Genomic DNA, 15,791 nt, shown 5'->3' on the forward strand with positions numbered 1-15,791 from the left:
CCCGGACGTCCCCGCGAAGTCGGGCGCCTCGCCCAACCCGCCCGCCCTGTACGGGAGGTGGCAGTGCCGGATCCGGACGCGTCGGAGCAGTACGCCACGCAGGAAGCAGCGAGGCGTCGGCAGGCGGACACGAGAAAAAGGCCCCCACCGAGGTGAAGGGCCCTTCTCTTCCTGCTGTGTTGTACCCCCGACCGGATTCGAACCGGCGCTACTGCCGTGAGAGGGCAGCGTGCTAGGCCGCTACACAACGGGGGCGTGGTTACTGCTGACTTGCGCTGGGCTACCAGGACTCGAACCTAGAATGACGGTACCAGAAACCGTAGTGTTGCCAATTACACCATAGCCCATGGTGTGACAAGTACCCCCGACCGGATTCGAACCGGCGCTACTGCCGTGAGAGGGCAGCGTGCTAGGCCGCTACACAACGGGGGCCCTAGCGATCCTCCATCCGGCGCTAGCCGGATATTGCCACCGCAAGAACGTGGGTGCGACCCAGATGTTCTCGCGGGAAGGATCTGTACCCCCGACCGGATTCGAACCGGCGCTACTGCCGTGAGAGGGCAGCGTGCTAGGCCGCTACACAACGGGGGCTTGCTACTTGATCTTGCGCTGGGCTACCAGGACTCGAACCTAGAATGACGGTACCAGAAACCGTAGTGTTGCCAATTACACCATAGCCCACTGAAACGCAACCCTTGGGGGTAGTGTTTCTGTCTGCGCTTCCCGACCGGATCTTTCGGCCCGCTCGGGCGGCGCAGGAAGAACATTACCCGAAGGTGTCCGGCGCTCCAAAACGGGTATTGCCTGCCAGCAGCCCGGGGAGTTCACCGAGGCCCGTGATCCGGACGAGTTCGGGCCGCCCGCCTCTGCCCCTGCGGTCCAGCCAGACGCCGGTCAGTCCGGCGGCCACGGCTCCCGCGGCGTCGATGTCGGGCTCGTCCCCCACGTAGACCACCTCGTGCGGATCGAGTTCCATCGCCTCGCACGCCGCGAGGAAGGCCCTGGCGTCCGGCTTGTAGACGCCCAGTTCCCGCGCGCACAGGAGGACCTCGAAGCGGTCGCGCACGCCGAGCGCCCGCAGCTTGCGCTCCTGGTGGTCGACCGAGGAGTTCGACAGCACGGCGTGCCGGTGCGTGTCCGCCAGGGCGTCCAGTACGGGCAGCGTGTCGGGAAAGAGCACCCAGGATCGCTCGTAGTGCCCGGTGTACCGCGTGAACCAGGCGTCGGCCTCCCGGTCGCTCAGCTCCCGGCCGAGGAAGTCCCTGACCCGGTCGCGGCAGTGCGCGTGCCAGTCGGACTCGCCGGCGGCGACCCGCGCCCAGTGCACCGAGGCGATGCTCATCCACCGGGCGTGGTGGTCCCCGCCGTCATCGGGGAGACCCTCCTCCCGCAGGTGCGTGAGGAGACCGGTGCGGTCCGATCCCGCGTAGTCGAAGATCGTGTCGTCGACGTCCCAGAGAACCGCACGGATGGCCATACGGGCGAACCTACCCGTGTCGTGCGGCCGATGCGGGCCGACCGGACAACACGGGGCCCGGTCGCGGACCCCGGCCCTCCCCCGGAAACACCGGTGGGCGGTCACGGGTGCTCCCGTGACCGCCCACCGCGACACCGCGAGGCGCTACGCCGCGAGCTTCGCCAGTGCCGCGTCGATCCGGGCGATCGTCTTCTCGCGGCCCAGGATCTCCAGGGACTCGAAGAGCGGCAGGCCGACCGTGCGGCCGGTGACGGCGACACGGACCGGGGCCTGCGCCTTGCCGAGCTTCAGGCCGTGCTTCTCGCCGGCGGTGAGCACGGCCGTCTTGAGCGCCTCGGCGTTCCACTCCGCCGCGGCCAGCTCGGCCCGGGCCGTGACGAGCAGGGCGTCGGAGCCCTCCTTCATGGCCTTCGCCCAGGACGCCTCGTCGTGGACGGGCTCGTCCAGGAAGAGGAAGTCCACGTTGGCCGTGATGTCCGAGAGGACCGTGACGCGCGTCTGCGCGTGCGGGGCGATCTCGGCGAACTGCTCCGCGTCGAAGGCCTCGGGGGCCCAGGGCGCGAAGGGGGCCTTCAGCCAGGGGCCGCACGCCTCGGTGAAGGTCTTCACGTCGAGCATCCGCAGGTGCTCGGCGTTGATGTGCTCGGCCTTCTTCAGGTCGAAGCGCGCCGGGTTGGCGTTGACGTCGGCGATGTCGAACGCCGCCACCAGTTCGTCACGGCCGAAGATGTCGCGGTCCTCCGCGATCGACCAGCCGAGCAGCGAGAGGTAGTTGATCAGCCCCTCGGGCAGGAAACCCCGTTCGCGGTAGAGGTTGAGCGAGGCCTGCGGGTCGCGCTTGGAGAGCTTCTTGTTGCCCTCGCCCATGACGTACGGCAGGTGGCCGAACGCAGGGGTGTACTTGGCGATGCCCAGTTCGATGAGCGCCCGGTACAGGGCGATCTGGCGCGGGGTCGAGGAGAGCAGGTCCTCGCCGCGCAGGACGTGGGTGATCTCCATCAGCGCGTCGTCGACCGGGTTGACGAGCGTGTAGAGGGGCGCACCGTTGGCACGGACGATGCCGTAGTCCGGGACGTTCTCCGGCTGGACCGTGATGTCGCCGCGGACCAGGTCGGTGAAGGTGATCGCCTCGTCGGGCATCCGGAAACGGATGATCGAGGTGCGGCCCTCGGCCTCGTACGCGGCCTTCTGCGCGTCGCTCAGGTCACGGCAGTGGCCGTCGTAGCCCGAGGGCCTGCCGGCGGCGCGGGCGGCGTCGCGGCGGGTGTCGAGCTCCTCGGTGGTGCAGTAGCACGGGTACGCGTACCCGGCGGCCAGGAGCTTCTCGGCGACGTCCTTGTAGAGGTCCATCCGCTGCGACTGGCGGTAGGGCTCGTGGGGGCCGCCGGTCTCGGGGCCCTCGTCCCAGTCGAGGCCGAGCCAGCGCATCGAGTCGAGCAGCTGCGTGTACGACTCCTCGGAGTCGCGCGCCGCGTCGGTGTCCTCGATGCGGAAGACCAGGGTGCCCTGGTGGTGCCGGGCGAAGGCCCAGTTGAAGAGAGCTGTCCGGACCAGGCCCACGTGGGGGTTGCCGGTCGGGGAGGGACAGAAACGTACACGGACAGGGGGGTTAGCCACGCTTGATCACCTTGTTGGTGAGAGTGCCGATGCCTTCGATGGTGACGGCGACCTCGTCGCCGACGTGCAGGGGTCCGACGCCCGCGGGGGTCCCCGTCAGGATCACGTCGCCCGGGAGCAGTGTCATGGCCTCCGTGATGTGGACGACCAGATCCTCCACGGAGCGGATCATGTCGCTGGTCCGGCCGAGCTGTCGCTGCTCGCCGTTGACCGTGGCCTGGATGGCCAGGTTGCCGGGGTCGACGTCGGTCTCCACCCAGGGCCCGAGCGGGCACGCGGTGTCGAAGCCCTTCGCGCGGGCCCACTGGCTCTCGCGACGCTGGACGTCGCGGGCGGTGACGTCGTTGGCGCAGGTGTAGCCGAAAATGACGTCTTTGACCCGCTCGCGCGGGACCTCGCGGCACATGCGCCCGATCACCACGGCGAGCTCCGCCTCGTGGTGCAGTTCGTCGGAGAACGAGGGGTACTCGATGGCGTCGCCCGAGCCGATCACCGAGGTGGTGGGCTTGAAGAAGGCCACGGGGACGTCCGGGACCTCGTTGCCCATCTCGGCGGCGTGTTCCGCGTAGTTACGGCCGATGGCCACGACCTTGTTCGGAAGCACGGGCGGGAGCAGCCGGACCTTCTTCAGCGGGACCTTGGTCCCGGAGAGTTCGAAGTCGGCGTACGGGATGCCCTTGATGATGTCGAGGACGAGGCTGTCGGGGCTGTCGCCCTCGACCGCGCCGAAGGCGACATTGCCGTCGATGGAGAACCTGGCGATGCGCACGGGAAGCTGTAGCCCCTCACTTGCTGGCTGAAGACTGACGCTCCAGGCTATCGCCTCGCCCGGCGGGCTCCGCCCCCATTACCGGCGTCGTCGGGACGCGCCGACACGGGCACACGGAGGCCCCCGCAGCCGGGCTGCGGGGGCCTTGCGTCGATACCGCGGACGTCTGCGCGGTGCCGCGGGGCGGGCGGCGCCGGGGTCTCGCCGGCCTCAGAGGCTGTCGGGTGGCCTTCGTCCGGAAAAGCGGGCGCGCCGGGGCGTGACCGCCCGATCAGGGGTCACCGGACAGGCGCTCAGCCGGCGGCCGCGACCGGGGCCTCCATGAGGATGGTGCGGCGGGGGTTGGCCGTCTGGGTCGGCAGGTCGACGGCGTGCTCCGGCTGTTCCGGCGTGTGCAGGGTCCCGGCGCCGTCGAGGTGCGCCAGCGTGGTGCGCCGGGGGTTGGCAATGTTGCGGAACGTCATCGTCGTCTTCATCTGCCGTATGGGCCCTTGCCGCTGGGGCGCCACCAGGAGGGGCGCCGGTTGTCGGATTCGCTATCCCTGTAAAGCGTCAGGCTAAACATCCGATTCCCCGCCCGGGCCGGGAAGAGACGTCGATCATCATGTGAGTTTGCTCACGAAGTGAGCGACAATCCACTCATCACGGACAGTCGATCGCGTGAGGCAAAGCAGACAATCCGTCACTGAATCTGTCATTCCGCTCCCGATCATGTCGACTGGGACACCCCTCACCCCCCTCGACGACACCCCTATTCACCCCATTTGACCCCGAACACGATCCACGCCTTGTTACCCACCCATCACACCGTGTCATACAGGTCACAGCCCGGTACACGGGCCTTGTTGGAGATCCTCCACTGTGCTGGAATTCCACGCACCGCCGCGGGTTTCAGGCCCAGCGCGCAGGGGCGCAACGCAGCGCCGAGTGGCGGCGGGAGGGGGAAGTACGCCGGTCACTCACGACCACCATGGGGCGCGTCGAGCGCCCCACGACGCCGACACCGTCCTGCCGTGCCACGCGCGGAGGGACGCCTGGTCCAGAGGTTGCGACGCTAGTGCAGGGACGTTTCAAGAGGGATGGCATGGGGTCGCCCCAGCCCCGCCAGGGCCGAGGGGAAACTCCGGCGGATCAGGAGCCGCGCGGCGGGAACGACCGCGGCGCCTCACCCCAGCACGCCCAGAATTCCGGTGCGGCCGGTGACGGCGGCGACCGGGCGCAGCGCCCCGGCGCCCAGAACGGCGCGAGTGCGGACGTCACGGCGCCCGCCAAGCCGGCCGGCCCCAGCAACACCGGCTCACGCATAGCCCTGCGCAACTGGCGCATCAGCACGCGTCTGGTCTCCCTGCTCGCCCTCCCCGTGGTCGCCGCGACCACCCTGGGCGGGCTGCGCATCAACGAGTCGATGAACGACATCGATCAGCTGGAGCACATGCAGCTGCTCACCAAGATGACGAAGCAGGCGACCGCGCTCGCCAACGCGCTCCAGGAGGAGCGCGACAAGTCGGCCGGTCCGCTGACGAACGGCGTGAAGGCCACCGACTTCAAGGTCACCGAGCCCCGCAAGCGCACCGACCGTGCCGAGCAGGCCTTCCTCGAGGCCACGGACGAGATCCGCAACACGCCCGGCGACGCGGCCCTGGACAGCATCCACGCGAGTGTCAGCCAGATCAGCAACCAGCTCGGCAACATCACGAGCATCCGCAAGGACGCCTACGCGAAGGGTTCGCCGAGCCTCAACACGGTCGACCAGTACAGCCAGCTGATCACCTCCCTGCTGAGCCTCTCCCAGGACATGGCGCAGGCCACCAGCAACCCGGAGATGATCAAGCGCACCCGTGCCCTGGCCGCCTTCTCCTCCTCCAAGGAGTACGCCTCGGTCGAGCGGGCCATCATCGCCGCGGCCCTCCCGGGCGGCGACAGCGAGAAGACCCACCTGAACCCGAACGACCAGGCGTTCGGCCGTAACGCGCTCCACAAGGCGGACACGACCCTCCAGACGTTCGAGTCGACCTACGAGTCGACGGGCAAGAGCTCCACCGATCTCCTCGCGCCGCTGGACAACGGCAACCCCGAGATCAAGGCTGCCGACATGTACGCGAAGAGGGTGCTCGACAGCCCGCTGGGCATGGAGGGCAGCAAGTCGCGTACGTACATGGACTGGTACGACCAGAGCTCCAACAAGATCCAGGCCATGAAGACCATCGAGGAGACCCTCCTCGGTGACATGGAGAGCAAGGCCCGCGAGCTCCGTGAGGAGTCGCAGCGCGACGCCATCCTCAACGGTGCGATCATCCTCATCGTCCTCGGTGTGTCACTGGTCGGCGCCTTCGTCGTGGCGCGGTCCATGATCCGCTCGCTGCGCCGCCTGCAGGACACCGCGACCCGGGTCGCCCAGGACCGTCTGCCCGAGCTGGTCAAGCAGCTCTCCGAGACGGACCCGCAGGACGTCGACACCTCCGTCGAGTCGGTCGGTGTCCACTCCCGCGACGAGATCGGCAAGGTGGCCGCGGCCTTCGACGACGTGCACCGCGAGGCGGTCCGTCTGGCCGCCGAGCAGGCGCTTCTGCGAGGCAACGTCAACGCGATGTTCACCAACCTCTCGCGCCGCAGCCAGGGCCTCATCCAGCGTCAGCTCTCGCTCATCTCCGAACTGGAGTCCCGCGAGGCCGACCCGGACCAGCTGTCCTCGCTCTTCAAGCTCGACCACCTCGCGACCCGTATGCGCCGGAACGGTGAGAACCTCCTCGTCCTCGCGGGTGAGGAGCCCGGCCGCCGGTGGACGCGTCCCGTGCCACTGGTCGACGTGCTCCGTGCCGCCGCCTCCGAGGTGGAGCAGTACGAGCGCATCGAACTGGCCGCGGTGCCCGCCACCGAGGTCGCCGGCCGCGTCGTCAACGACCTCGTGCACCTGCTCGCCGAGCTGCTGGAGAACGCCACGTCGTTCTCCTCGCCCCAGACGAAGGTCCGGGTCACCGGTCACGCGCTGCCCGACGGCCGTGTGCTCGTCGAGATCCACGACACCGGCATCGGCCTCTCCCCCGAGGACCTGGCCGCGATCAACGAGCGGCTGGCCTCGCCGCCGACCGTGGACGTCTCGGTGTCACGCCGCATGGGTCTGTTCGTGGTCGGCCGGCTGTCCCTGCGTCACGGCATCCGGATCCAGCTGCGTCCCTCCGACTCCGGTGGTACGACCGCGCTCGTCATGCTGCCCATGGAGGTCGCGCACGGTGGCAAGCAGCCGCCGAAGCAGAGCAACGGCCAGCAGGGCGGCGCACCCGGCGGGCTCCTCGCCGGCGGCGCTCCCGGCGGCGGGCAGCGTCCCGGCCTCGCGGGCCCCGGAGGGGCTCCCGCCAAGGGTCTGGGCTCGTCCGCTCCGCTCGGCCAGGTCGGCGCGGGTTCCGCGCCGCGGGCCGCGCTGCCCTCGCGCGACGGCGGACCGCGCCAGCCGCAGCAGGGCAACGGCCAGCAGTTCGGCAACCAGCAGGCCCCCGGCCTGCCGAACCAGGGCCGCCCGGAGGCGCCGCGTCAGGGTGGCGGACTCTCCGGAGCCTTCGGCGGCGGTGCCCGGATGGGCGCACGCGGGCCGCAGGACGGATCGGCTGGTACGGACCCGAACCGGCCGAACCTCTTCGGTCACTCCGGATCGCAGGCCGGCCAGCAGAGCGGCCCGCCCGCCCGGCAGTCCCCGCAGCCGCAGCAGGCCCAGTTCGGTCAGGGCGCCCCGCAGCAGCCCGGCGGCCCCGGCCGCCAGCTGCCGCCGTCCGGCGGACCGCGGGCCGAGCTGCCTGGCGGCAACCCGCAGGCGCAGCACCCGCAGACCCAGAACTGGGGCGCCGAGGAGCAGGGCGCCCAGGGGCGCCCGCAGCCGGACGTCCCCCGCGGTCACGAGGAGACGGACGCCGGACGCTTCGCGCGGCCGGGCAGCTCCGCACCGAACCAGCAGTTCAGCCCGCAGAACCAGCGTCCGCCGGTGAACGACCGTCAGGAATACGGCGCCACGGCCGAGTTCGCCCGCCCGGACTTCTCCGCGCCGCAGGCGCCGCAGGTCCCGGACGCGGCGAGCACCGCGCAGTTCGCCCGTCCGGACTTCGGCGCGCCGATGCCGCAGGACCAGGGCTACGGCGCCCAGGCACCGCAGCGTCCGCAGATGCCCGCACCGGACCGGCAGGACAACGCCGGCTTCGGGGCACCGCGGCACCCGGCCCCTTCCGCCGGGGAGCTGCCGCACCGTCCGGCGCTGCCGCAGCAGCACGAGGTGCTGCCGCCCGCCGGTCCCGGTGACGGACGTACGCCGCTGTTCGACACGCTGGAGACGAACTGGTTCCACGGCCCGCAGCAGGGCGGCCAGCAGCCGCCGGCCGTCGAGCCGCAGGCACCGGCCGCTCCCCAGCCCGTCGGCAACCCGGCTCCGCCCATGCCCCGGCGTGGTGCGGCCGACGGGGGCGTCACGAGTTCCTGGCGCGCTTCGCCCAACGACGAGCTCGTGCGGCAGGCGGAGCGGGTCAAGAAGCCCGCCGCGGGCGGGATCACCACGTCCGGGCTGCCTCGCAGGGTCCCACGTGCCAATTTGGTACCGGGCACCGCTCAGCAGCAGAATCATCAGTCCGGACCCCAGGTTTCGCGTGCGCCCGATGACGTACGCGGCCGTCTGACCAATCTCCGCCGGGGCATCCAGCAGGGACGACAGGCCAACAACGGCTCGTCTACCGGCAGTTTCCATCTCGGCCCCACTCACCAGCAGGAGCGTTAGTTGAGCCCCATGAGTCAGGCCGCGCAGAATCTGAACTGGCTGATCACCAACTTCGTGGACAACACCCCAGGGGTGTCGCACACGGTGGTGGTCTCCGCGGATGGCCTGCTGCTGGCGATGTCCGAAGGTTTCCCGCGCGACCGCGCCGATCAGCTGGCGGCCGTCGCGTCCGGTCTGACGTCGCTGACGGCAGGGGCCTCCCGGATCTTCGAAGGCGGCGCCGTGAGCCAGACGGTCGTGGAGATGGAGAGGGGTTTCCTCTTCCTCATGTCCATCTCCGACGGATCGTCACTCGCCGTCCTCGCCCATCCGGACGCGGACATCGGTCTGGTCGGGTACGAGATGGCCCTTCTCGTCGACCGCGCGGGGACCGTCCTCACCCCGGATCTCCGCGCCGAGCTACAAGGCAGTCTGCTCCACTAGCCGGCCATGCGGCAGGCGCCCGACACGATCCCCCCAGGTACTACTCAAAACCCTCACCCATCCGGCCGCACGAGCCCCCCACCGGCCACCTTGAGACCGCAGGCCGACCCCCTGCTGTCACGCCCGGAGGATTTATGACCCCGCCACCCGCCTCACCGGATCCGTACGGCGCACTGCACCACGCGTCGTACGACGGTGAAGGCGACCAGCCGCTGGTCCGTCCGTACGCAATGACCGGCGGCCGGACCCGGCCGCGTTACCAGCTCGCCATAGAGGCGCTGGTCAGCACCACGGCAGACCCCGCTCACCTCGGGACGCTGCTCCCCGAGCACCAGCGGATCTGCCACCTCTGCCGTGAGGTCAAGTCGGTGGCCGAGGTCTCGGCCCTGCTCTCCATGCCCCTGGGTGTGGCGCGGATCCTCGTGGCAGACCTGGCGGAAGCCGGCATGGTGGCCATCCACCAGCCGGGCAATGGAGAGGCCGGCGGCGCGCCGGATGTGACACTGCTCGAAAGGGTGCTCAGTGGACTTCGCAAGCTCTAGCGGCGGTACGGCCCGCGCCACCACCTCGGCGAAGATCGTGGTGGCAGGGGGCTTCGGCGTGGGTAAGACCACGTTTGTCGGTGCCGTCTCGGAGATCAACCCGCTGCGCACCGAAGCCGTGATGACGTCCGCGTCAGCGGGCATCGACGACCTGACCCACACCGGGGACAAGACCACGACCACCGTGGCCATGGACTTCGGACGCATCACCCTGGACCAGGACCTGATCCTCTACCTGTTCGGCACCCCCGGACAGGACCGCTTCTGGTTCATGTGGGACGACCTGGTCCGCGGCGCCATCGGCGCCGTCGTCCTCGTCGACACCCGCCGCCTCGCCGACTGCTTCCCCGCAGTCGACTACTTCGAGAACAGCGGCCTCCCCTTCGTCATCGCGCTCAACGGCTTCGACGGACACCAGCCCTACACCCCCGACGAGGTACGCGAAGCACTCCAGATCGGCCCCGACGCGCCGATCATCACGACGGACGCCCGCCACCGCGCGGACGCCAAGAGCGGCCTGATCACCCTGGTCGAGCACGCCCTCATGGCTCGGCTGAAGTAGGCGCAAGTCCGTATCGATCTACGGAAGTTGCTGTAGTCACACGGGGGCGGGCTGTGTCCTTTGACACGATCCGCCCCCGTGTTCATAACATTTCGACAGTGAATTGTCCCGCCATCGCCACCCGGCGCGTACGCCCGGTGCCGCTGCGCGCACACGAGCCTCGCCTTTTGACGGGGCTCGCTCTTTATGCCCGTTTTATCTTTGACGGGCGTCACCCGGAATTACAGATTCCGACTGTTTGGAACGCGACCCGTCCGCGTGCTGCAATGCCTCGAACTACCGAGTAGTACGGCCCCCTGAACGATAATCCGGCACAACGTAGGTGCCGACGCCGAGAGGTTGTTGGTCGAGTGAGGCGAAGCAACGAGGGCTCCGCAGCGCAGCCGGAGCGGGGCAACTTCACCCCTCCGCGCGCCGCGGTGTCGCCTTCGGTCACGTCCGAGGCGGAGCCGGCGGGGGGCAGCACCAGCCGGCTGTCACCGCGCAACTGGCGGGTGCCCACCCGGCTGAACGCGATTCTCCTGATACCCGCGCTGGTCGGCCTGGTCATGGGCGGATTCCAGGTGAAGGGGTCGGTCGACACCTGGAACGAAGCCCAGGACGCCGAGAAGACGGCACTGGTCGTCCGCGCGGCCGGGGAGTACGGACAGGCGCTGCTGAACGAGCGAGACCTCACCGCCCAGCCGCTGCTGTCCAACAAGCGCGCCGCTTCCGAGGTCGAGGAGGTGCGTGCCACCACCGACGCCGCCGCCGCGAAGTTCGCCGAAGCCGTGCAGGACATGCCGGACAAGGAAGGGCTCGACCGCCGCCTGAAGCTGTTCAAGGTGGAGGAGCCGCTCCTCCCCGAGCTGCGCAAGGCCGCCTACGCCGAGGCCATGGACCCGGTGAAGACGGAAGAGGGCTACACCAAGGTCCAGCACTCGCTCATGGAGTTCTCCAACGAGCTCGGCCTGGGCACCGGCAACATCACGAGCTACGGCCGGACCGTGTACGCGATCGAGCTGGCCAAGGCCGCAGAATCGCTTCAGCGCTCGATCGGCATGCACCTGCTGGTTCGGCCGAGCCAGGAGGAACGCAACTTCAACGGCCAGGTCACGGCGTTCAGCTCGTACAACTACCTGGAACAGATCGCCCTCGGCGAGTTCATCTCCGGAGGCACGGGGGCGGACGCTGCCCGCCTCAAGGAGGTCATGGCCGGCAAGGCCGCCGAGGGGGCCGAGCAGCTGAAGGCCGCCAAGGCCCAGGCGAAGGCCGCCGGGAAGCCCTTCGTCTCGCCCCCGAGCATCGACGGTTCGGTGTTCGACGGCATGGCGCAGCAGATCGGGCAGGGCAAGCAGCCCGACGAGCTGAAGGCCAAGGGCATCACGCCCGAGACCTGGATGGCCGCGGCCACCGCGAAGTTCGACGGTTACACCACGGTCGAGAACGAGCTCGTCGACAAGGCGGTGACCGAGGCGGCGGAGATCTCCACCGACGCCAGGAACGACGCCATCGTCAACGCCGCGATCGTGATCATCGCGCTGCTGGCGGCCTTCATCATCGCCGGACTCATGGCCCGCCAGATGAGCCGCTCGATGCGCCAGCTGCGTACGGCCGCCTTCGGCATCGCCGAGCAGAGGCTCCCGATGCTCGTCGACCAGCTGTCGCGGACCGAGCCCGGCCGGGTGGACACCCGGGTACAGCCCATCCCGATCAACAGCCAGGACGAGATCGGCGAGGTCGCCCGCGCCTTCGACCAGGTCCACCGCGAGGCGGTCCGGCTCGCGGCCGAGCAGGCCATGCTCCGGGGCAACGTCAACGCGATCTTCACCAACCTCTCGCGCCGCAACCAGTCGCTCATCGAGGGCCAGTTGACCCTCATCACCGATCTGGAGAACAACGAGGCGGACCCGGACCAGCTGGAGATCCTCTTCAAGCTGGACCACCTGGCCACGCGTATGCGCCGCAACGGCGAGAACCTCCTCGTCCTCGCGGGCGAGGAGCCCGGCCGCCGCTGGAACCAGCCGGTTCCGCTGGTGGACGTGCTGCGTGCCGCCTCGTCCGAGGTCGAGTCCTACGAGCGCATCGAGCTCACCGGCGTGCCGGAGAGCGAGATCCACGGCCAGGCCGTGACCGACCTCGTGCACCTGCTGGCCGAGCTGCTGGAGAACGCGACCACCTTCTCCTCACCGCAGACCAAGGTCCGCGTCACCGCGACCCGGCTGCCTGACGGGCGGGTCATGGTCGAGATCCACGACAAGGGCATCGGCCTCACCGCCGAGGACTTCGCGGACATCAACCACAAGCTGGCCAACCCGCCGACCGTGGACGCCGCGGTGTCCCAGCGCATGGGTCTGTTCGTGGTCGGCCGGCTTGCCGACCGGCACGGCATCCGTGTCCAGCTGCGCCCCTCGGGCGAGCAGGCGGGCACCACGTCGCTGGTCATGCTGCCGGACCCCATCACCCACGGTGGTGGTGGCGACTCCTCGCCCGAGGGGGACTTCACCGTCTCCTCGATCATTCCGGAGCAACAGCAGGCAACCGCGTTCGACCCCATGCCGCAGCCGCTTCCGATGCGTACGGCGGCGGAGCTCGGCTTCGACGACTCCCGCTACGACACCCCTGCGGCGGACTCCCCGCAGCTGGACCCGGTCAACCGTTCGCTGATGCGTGAGGAGCGGCGTGCCGCTCTGGAGGCGCAGGCCGGTGGCGAGCGCCCGGACTTCCAGGGCAACGGCGCCGCACAGCAGCAGGGCTTCCCGCAGGAGGCGCAGCAGCAGGGCTTCCCGCAGGGTCAGTACGCCCAGGGGCAGTACGCATCCGAGCAGTACGGCCAGGGGCAGCAGGAGTACGCGCAGCAGCCCGCCTACGAGGCCGGCTACGAGCCGTACGCCGCGGGGAACGGGTACCAGGAGCCGCAGCAGAACGGTTATGCGGAATCCGCGTACCCGACCCAGGGCGGCTCCCAGGAGCAGTACTCCGATCAGTTCGCACCGCCGGGTGATCAGTCCCAGCAGGGCGAATGGGCGGCTCAGGGTTCCTACCAGGGTGCCTTCGAGCCCCAGGTGCAGGCCCAAACGGAATCTGCGCCGAGCCCTCCCGCCGAAGAGGCGGAGCGCGTAGGCTTCGACCGCCCGGGACCCACCCCCAGCCCCGGTCACGATCTGACCGAAGCGGGTCTCCCGCGCCGTGGTGCGGGCCAGCAGCACTGGCAGCCGACCGGCCGCGGAAACGATCAGCCTGCGCTGCCGGCGCAGCGGCCGCAGCCGGAGGTTCCGGAGCAGCAGACGGAGACCTCCGACGGCAACGGCGAGGACTGGCGTTCGGCGAACGACGAACGCTGGGAGCGGGCCGAGAAGCTCCGGGATCCGAAGGCGGGCGGGATCACCCCGTCCGGACTCCCCCGGCGCGTGCCCAAGGCCAATCTGGTCGAGGGCACTGCGGAGCAGACCCAGCAGGGCGGCCCCCAGGTCTCCCGCGCTCCGGAGGACGTGCGGGGCAGGTTGAGCAACCTGCGCCGCGGGGTCCAGCGGGGACGTACCGCGGGGTCGGACACAAGTAATACCTACAACCAGGAGCGTTAGTGTGAGCCCGATGAGCCAGGCGGCGCAGAATCTGAACTGGTTGATCACCAACTTCGTGGACAGCACCCCCGGGGTGTCCCACACTGTGGTGGTCTCCGCCGACGGACTCCTGCTGGCGATGTCCGAAGGTTTCCCGCGCGACCGCGCCGATCAGCTGGCGGCCGTCGCCTCCGGTCTGACATCGCTGACGGCGGGTGCTTCCAGGATCTTCGAAGGCGGTGCCGTAAATCAGACCGTTGTGGAGATGGAGCGAGGATTTCTCTTCCTCATGTCCATCTCCGACGGATCCTCACTCGCCGTCCTCGCCCACCCGGACGCCGATATTGGCCTGGTTGGATACGAAATGGCACTTCTCGTAGACCGTGCAGGAAGTGTCCTCACCCCGGATCTCCGCGCCGAGCTGCAGGGAAGTCTTCTTAACTAATAGACAGACAGTGCGTTTCTCGTCACCGCGCCATAAGGTGCGGTGGCGCGGCACCACTGGGATGGCGACCGGCAGTCGGAGGAGGAAACGTGGCAACACCCACAGGCGGACACCCGTACGAGGGCGGTCAGCGGGTCCCGGGTGAGCAGGGTGACAACCGTTTCAACGCCCCCTCCATGCCCGGCAGACAGGGTCCGCAAGACCCTTACCAGCCGTATCAGCCCTACCAGCAGTCCCAGCAGGGCGGCGACTGGCAGCAGCAGCCCGATCCCGGGTGGCCGCAGCAGCAGCCTCCGTACCAGCAGCCGCAGCACGAACAGCGGCCGCCGCAGCGGTACGAGGCGCCGCCGTCCCGCATCCAGCCCGTCCAGCGGCAGGAGCCCGCGCCCGAGAAGCCCTCGGCGCACAACCCGCTGGTCCGTCCGTACGCCATGACCGGCGGCCGGACCCGGCCGCGTTACCAGCTCGCCATCGAGGCACTGGTCAGCACCACGGCCGATCCGGCCCGGCTGCAAGGGCAGTTGCCCGAGCACCAGCGGATCTGCCGGCTCTGCATCGAGATCAAGTCGGTGGCCGAGATCTCGGCCCTGCTCTCGATCCCACTCGGCGTTGCCCGGATCCTCGTCGCCGACCTGGCAGAGGCCGGACTCGTCGCTATTCATCAGCCCGGCGGCGACGAGGCCGCCGGCGGCCAACCAGCCGTGACACTGCTCGAAAGGGTGCTCAGTGGACTTCGCAAGCTCTAGCGGCGGAGCAGCCCGCTCCACTACCTCGGCGAAGATCGTGGTGGCAGGGGGCTTCGGCGTGGGTAAGACCACGTTTGTCGGTGCCGTCTCGGAGATCAACCCGCTGCGCACCGAAGCCGTGATGACGTCCGCATCGGCGGGCATCGACGACCTGACCCACACCGGGGACAAGACCACGACCACCGTGGCCATGGACTTCGGACGCATCACCCTGGACCAGGACCTGATCCTCTACCTGTTCGGCACCCCCGGACAGGACCGCTTCTGGTTCATGTGGGACGACCTGGTCCGCGGCGCCATCGGCGCCGTCGTCCTCGTCGACACCCGCCGCCTCGCCGACTGCTTCCCCGCAGTCGACTACTTCGAGAACAGCGGCCTCCCCTTCGTCATCGCGCTCAACGGCTTCGACGGACACCAGCCCTACACCCCCGACGAGGTACGCGAAGCACTCCAGATCGGCCCGGACACTCCGATCCTGACGACGGACGCCCGCCACCGCGCGGACGCCAAGAGCGCTCTGATCACCCTGGTCGAGCACGCCCTCATGGCCCGTCTGCGCTGATCCCGCCGCCGTATGGCGAAGGGCCCCGTACTCTCCCAGGAGTACGGGGCCCTTCGTGCGTCCAAGGAGTCCGGTCAGGGCTCCGGAACGGCCTCAGAGCCTGTATCAGCCCTGCCAGCTGTGCGGAGCGCGGAAGCCGGGGGTGCGCTCCAGCCGGCGCCATCCGGCCGTGTCACGGCCACGGCGGGCGGGTACGTCGGCACGGCCGGCCGCCCGGGCGAGCAGGACCGCGGTGATGGCGGCGAGCTCCTCGGGGCCGGCCTGGCCCTTCTCGACGCGCAGGACCGAATCGGCGGGGGTGGCGCTCATGGTGGTGTCTCCGTCTTCTGGGCAGGTGGTCGCGGGCGTGGGCG

At 69.4% G+C, this 15,791-nt stretch carries 13 protein-coding genes and 5 tRNA genes; 8 read left to right on the forward strand and 10 right to left on the reverse strand.

Going from position 1 to position 15,791, the window contains the following annotated elements; genetic code table 11:
• Window positions 1-182: 182 nt before the first annotated feature.
• The 9 genes from OG206_RS09160 to OG206_RS09200 all read right to left on the reverse strand — a co-directional run bounded on the left by OG206_RS09160 (window position 183) and on the right by OG206_RS09200 (window position 4,339).
• Window positions 183-255: transfer RNA gene (locus OG206_RS09160), tRNA-Glu, on the reverse strand.
• 20 nt (window positions 256-275) lie between these two features.
• Window positions 276-347 (reverse strand) — tRNA-Gln (locus tag OG206_RS09165).
• Between the two features lie 12 nt (window positions 348-359).
• A tRNA-Glu gene (locus OG206_RS09170) sits at window positions 360-432 on the reverse strand.
• A gap of 86 nt (window positions 433-518) precedes the next feature.
• Window positions 519-591 (reverse strand) — tRNA-Glu (locus tag OG206_RS09175).
• A gap of 18 nt (window positions 592-609) precedes the next feature.
• Window positions 610-681 (reverse strand) — tRNA-Gln (locus OG206_RS09180).
• A gap of 85 nt (window positions 682-766) precedes the next feature.
• Window positions 767-1,477, reverse strand: coding sequence for an HAD family hydrolase (locus OG206_RS09185; protein ID WP_327114123.1), 711 nt, complete (start codon window positions 1,475-1,477; stop codon window positions 767-769).
• 144 nt (window positions 1,478-1,621) lie between these two features.
• Complete coding sequence (gene gltX / locus OG206_RS09190) at window positions 1,622-3,094, reverse strand: glutamate--tRNA ligase (RefSeq protein WP_327114125.1); 1,473 nt, start codon at window positions 3,092-3,094, stop codon at window positions 1,622-1,624.
• Window positions 3,087-3,863, reverse strand: coding sequence for a fumarylacetoacetate hydrolase family protein (locus OG206_RS09195; RefSeq protein ID WP_327114127.1), 777 nt, complete (start codon window positions 3,861-3,863; stop codon window positions 3,087-3,089). Before OG206_RS09195 ends, gltX begins: the two co-directional genes overlap by 8 nt.
• Before the next feature lie 293 nt (window positions 3,864-4,156).
• Complete coding sequence (locus OG206_RS09200; protein ID WP_327114129.1) at window positions 4,157-4,339, reverse strand: hypothetical protein; 183 nt, start codon at window positions 4,337-4,339, stop codon at window positions 4,157-4,159.
• A gap of 608 nt (window positions 4,340-4,947) precedes the next feature.
• Here OG206_RS09200 and OG206_RS09205 point away from each other — a divergent pair.
• From OG206_RS09205 to OG206_RS09240, 8 genes are all read left to right on the forward strand, one after another.
• The gene (locus OG206_RS09205; protein WP_327114131.1) at window positions 4,948-8,616 is read left to right on the forward strand and encodes a sensor histidine kinase; all 3,669 of its coding nucleotides are present in this window, start codon (window positions 4,948-4,950) and stop codon (window positions 8,614-8,616) included.
• A gap of 9 nt (window positions 8,617-8,625) precedes the next feature.
• A complete protein-coding gene (locus tag OG206_RS09210; protein ID WP_006127850.1) occupies window positions 8,626-9,039 on the forward strand; it encodes a roadblock/LC7 domain-containing protein in 414 nt (137 codons plus the stop codon).
• A 134-nt stretch (window positions 9,040-9,173) separates the two neighbouring features.
• Window positions 9,174-9,581 (forward strand): DUF742 domain-containing protein, encoded by a 408-nt coding sequence (locus OG206_RS09215; RefSeq protein WP_003966010.1) that lies wholly within the window; start codon window positions 9,174-9,176, stop codon window positions 9,579-9,581.
• A complete protein-coding gene (locus tag OG206_RS09220) occupies window positions 9,562-10,143 on the forward strand; it encodes a GTP-binding protein (RefSeq protein WP_015611636.1) in 582 nt (193 codons plus the stop codon). Before OG206_RS09215 ends, OG206_RS09220 begins: the two co-directional genes overlap by 20 nt.
• A gap of 350 nt (window positions 10,144-10,493) precedes the next feature.
• Window positions 10,494-13,706, forward strand: a complete 3,213-nt coding sequence (locus OG206_RS09225; protein WP_327114135.1) for a sensor histidine kinase — start codon at window positions 10,494-10,496, stop codon at window positions 13,704-13,706.
• Between the two features lie 10 nt (window positions 13,707-13,716).
• Window positions 13,717-14,130 carry a roadblock/LC7 domain-containing protein gene (locus OG206_RS09230; RefSeq protein WP_327114137.1) on the forward strand — a complete coding sequence of 138 codons (414 nt, stop codon included), beginning with the start codon at window positions 13,717-13,719 and terminating at the stop codon, window positions 14,128-14,130.
• Window positions 14,131-14,219: 89 nt separating this feature from the next.
• The gene (locus OG206_RS09235; protein WP_327114139.1) at window positions 14,220-14,876 is read left to right on the forward strand and encodes a DUF742 domain-containing protein; all 657 of its coding nucleotides are present in this window, start codon (window positions 14,220-14,222) and stop codon (window positions 14,874-14,876) included.
• Window positions 14,857-15,438 (forward strand): GTP-binding protein, encoded by a 582-nt coding sequence (locus OG206_RS09240; RefSeq protein ID WP_014048542.1) that lies wholly within the window; start codon window positions 14,857-14,859, stop codon window positions 15,436-15,438. The genes OG206_RS09235 and OG206_RS09240 overlap by 20 nt, the downstream gene beginning before the upstream one ends.
• 105 nt (window positions 15,439-15,543) lie before the next feature.
• Here OG206_RS09240 and OG206_RS09245 read toward each other — a convergent pair whose 3' ends face one another.
• Window positions 15,544-15,747 carry an acyl-CoA carboxylase subunit epsilon gene (locus tag OG206_RS09245; RefSeq protein ID WP_327114146.1) on the reverse strand — a complete coding sequence of 68 codons (204 nt, stop codon included), beginning with the start codon at window positions 15,745-15,747 and terminating at the stop codon, window positions 15,544-15,546.
• Window positions 15,748-15,791 lie beyond the last annotated feature (44 nt).

Source organism: Streptomyces sp. NBC_01341 (assembly GCF_035946055.1).
Taxonomy (GTDB): domain Bacteria; phylum Actinomycetota; class Actinomycetes; order Streptomycetales; family Streptomycetaceae; genus Streptomyces.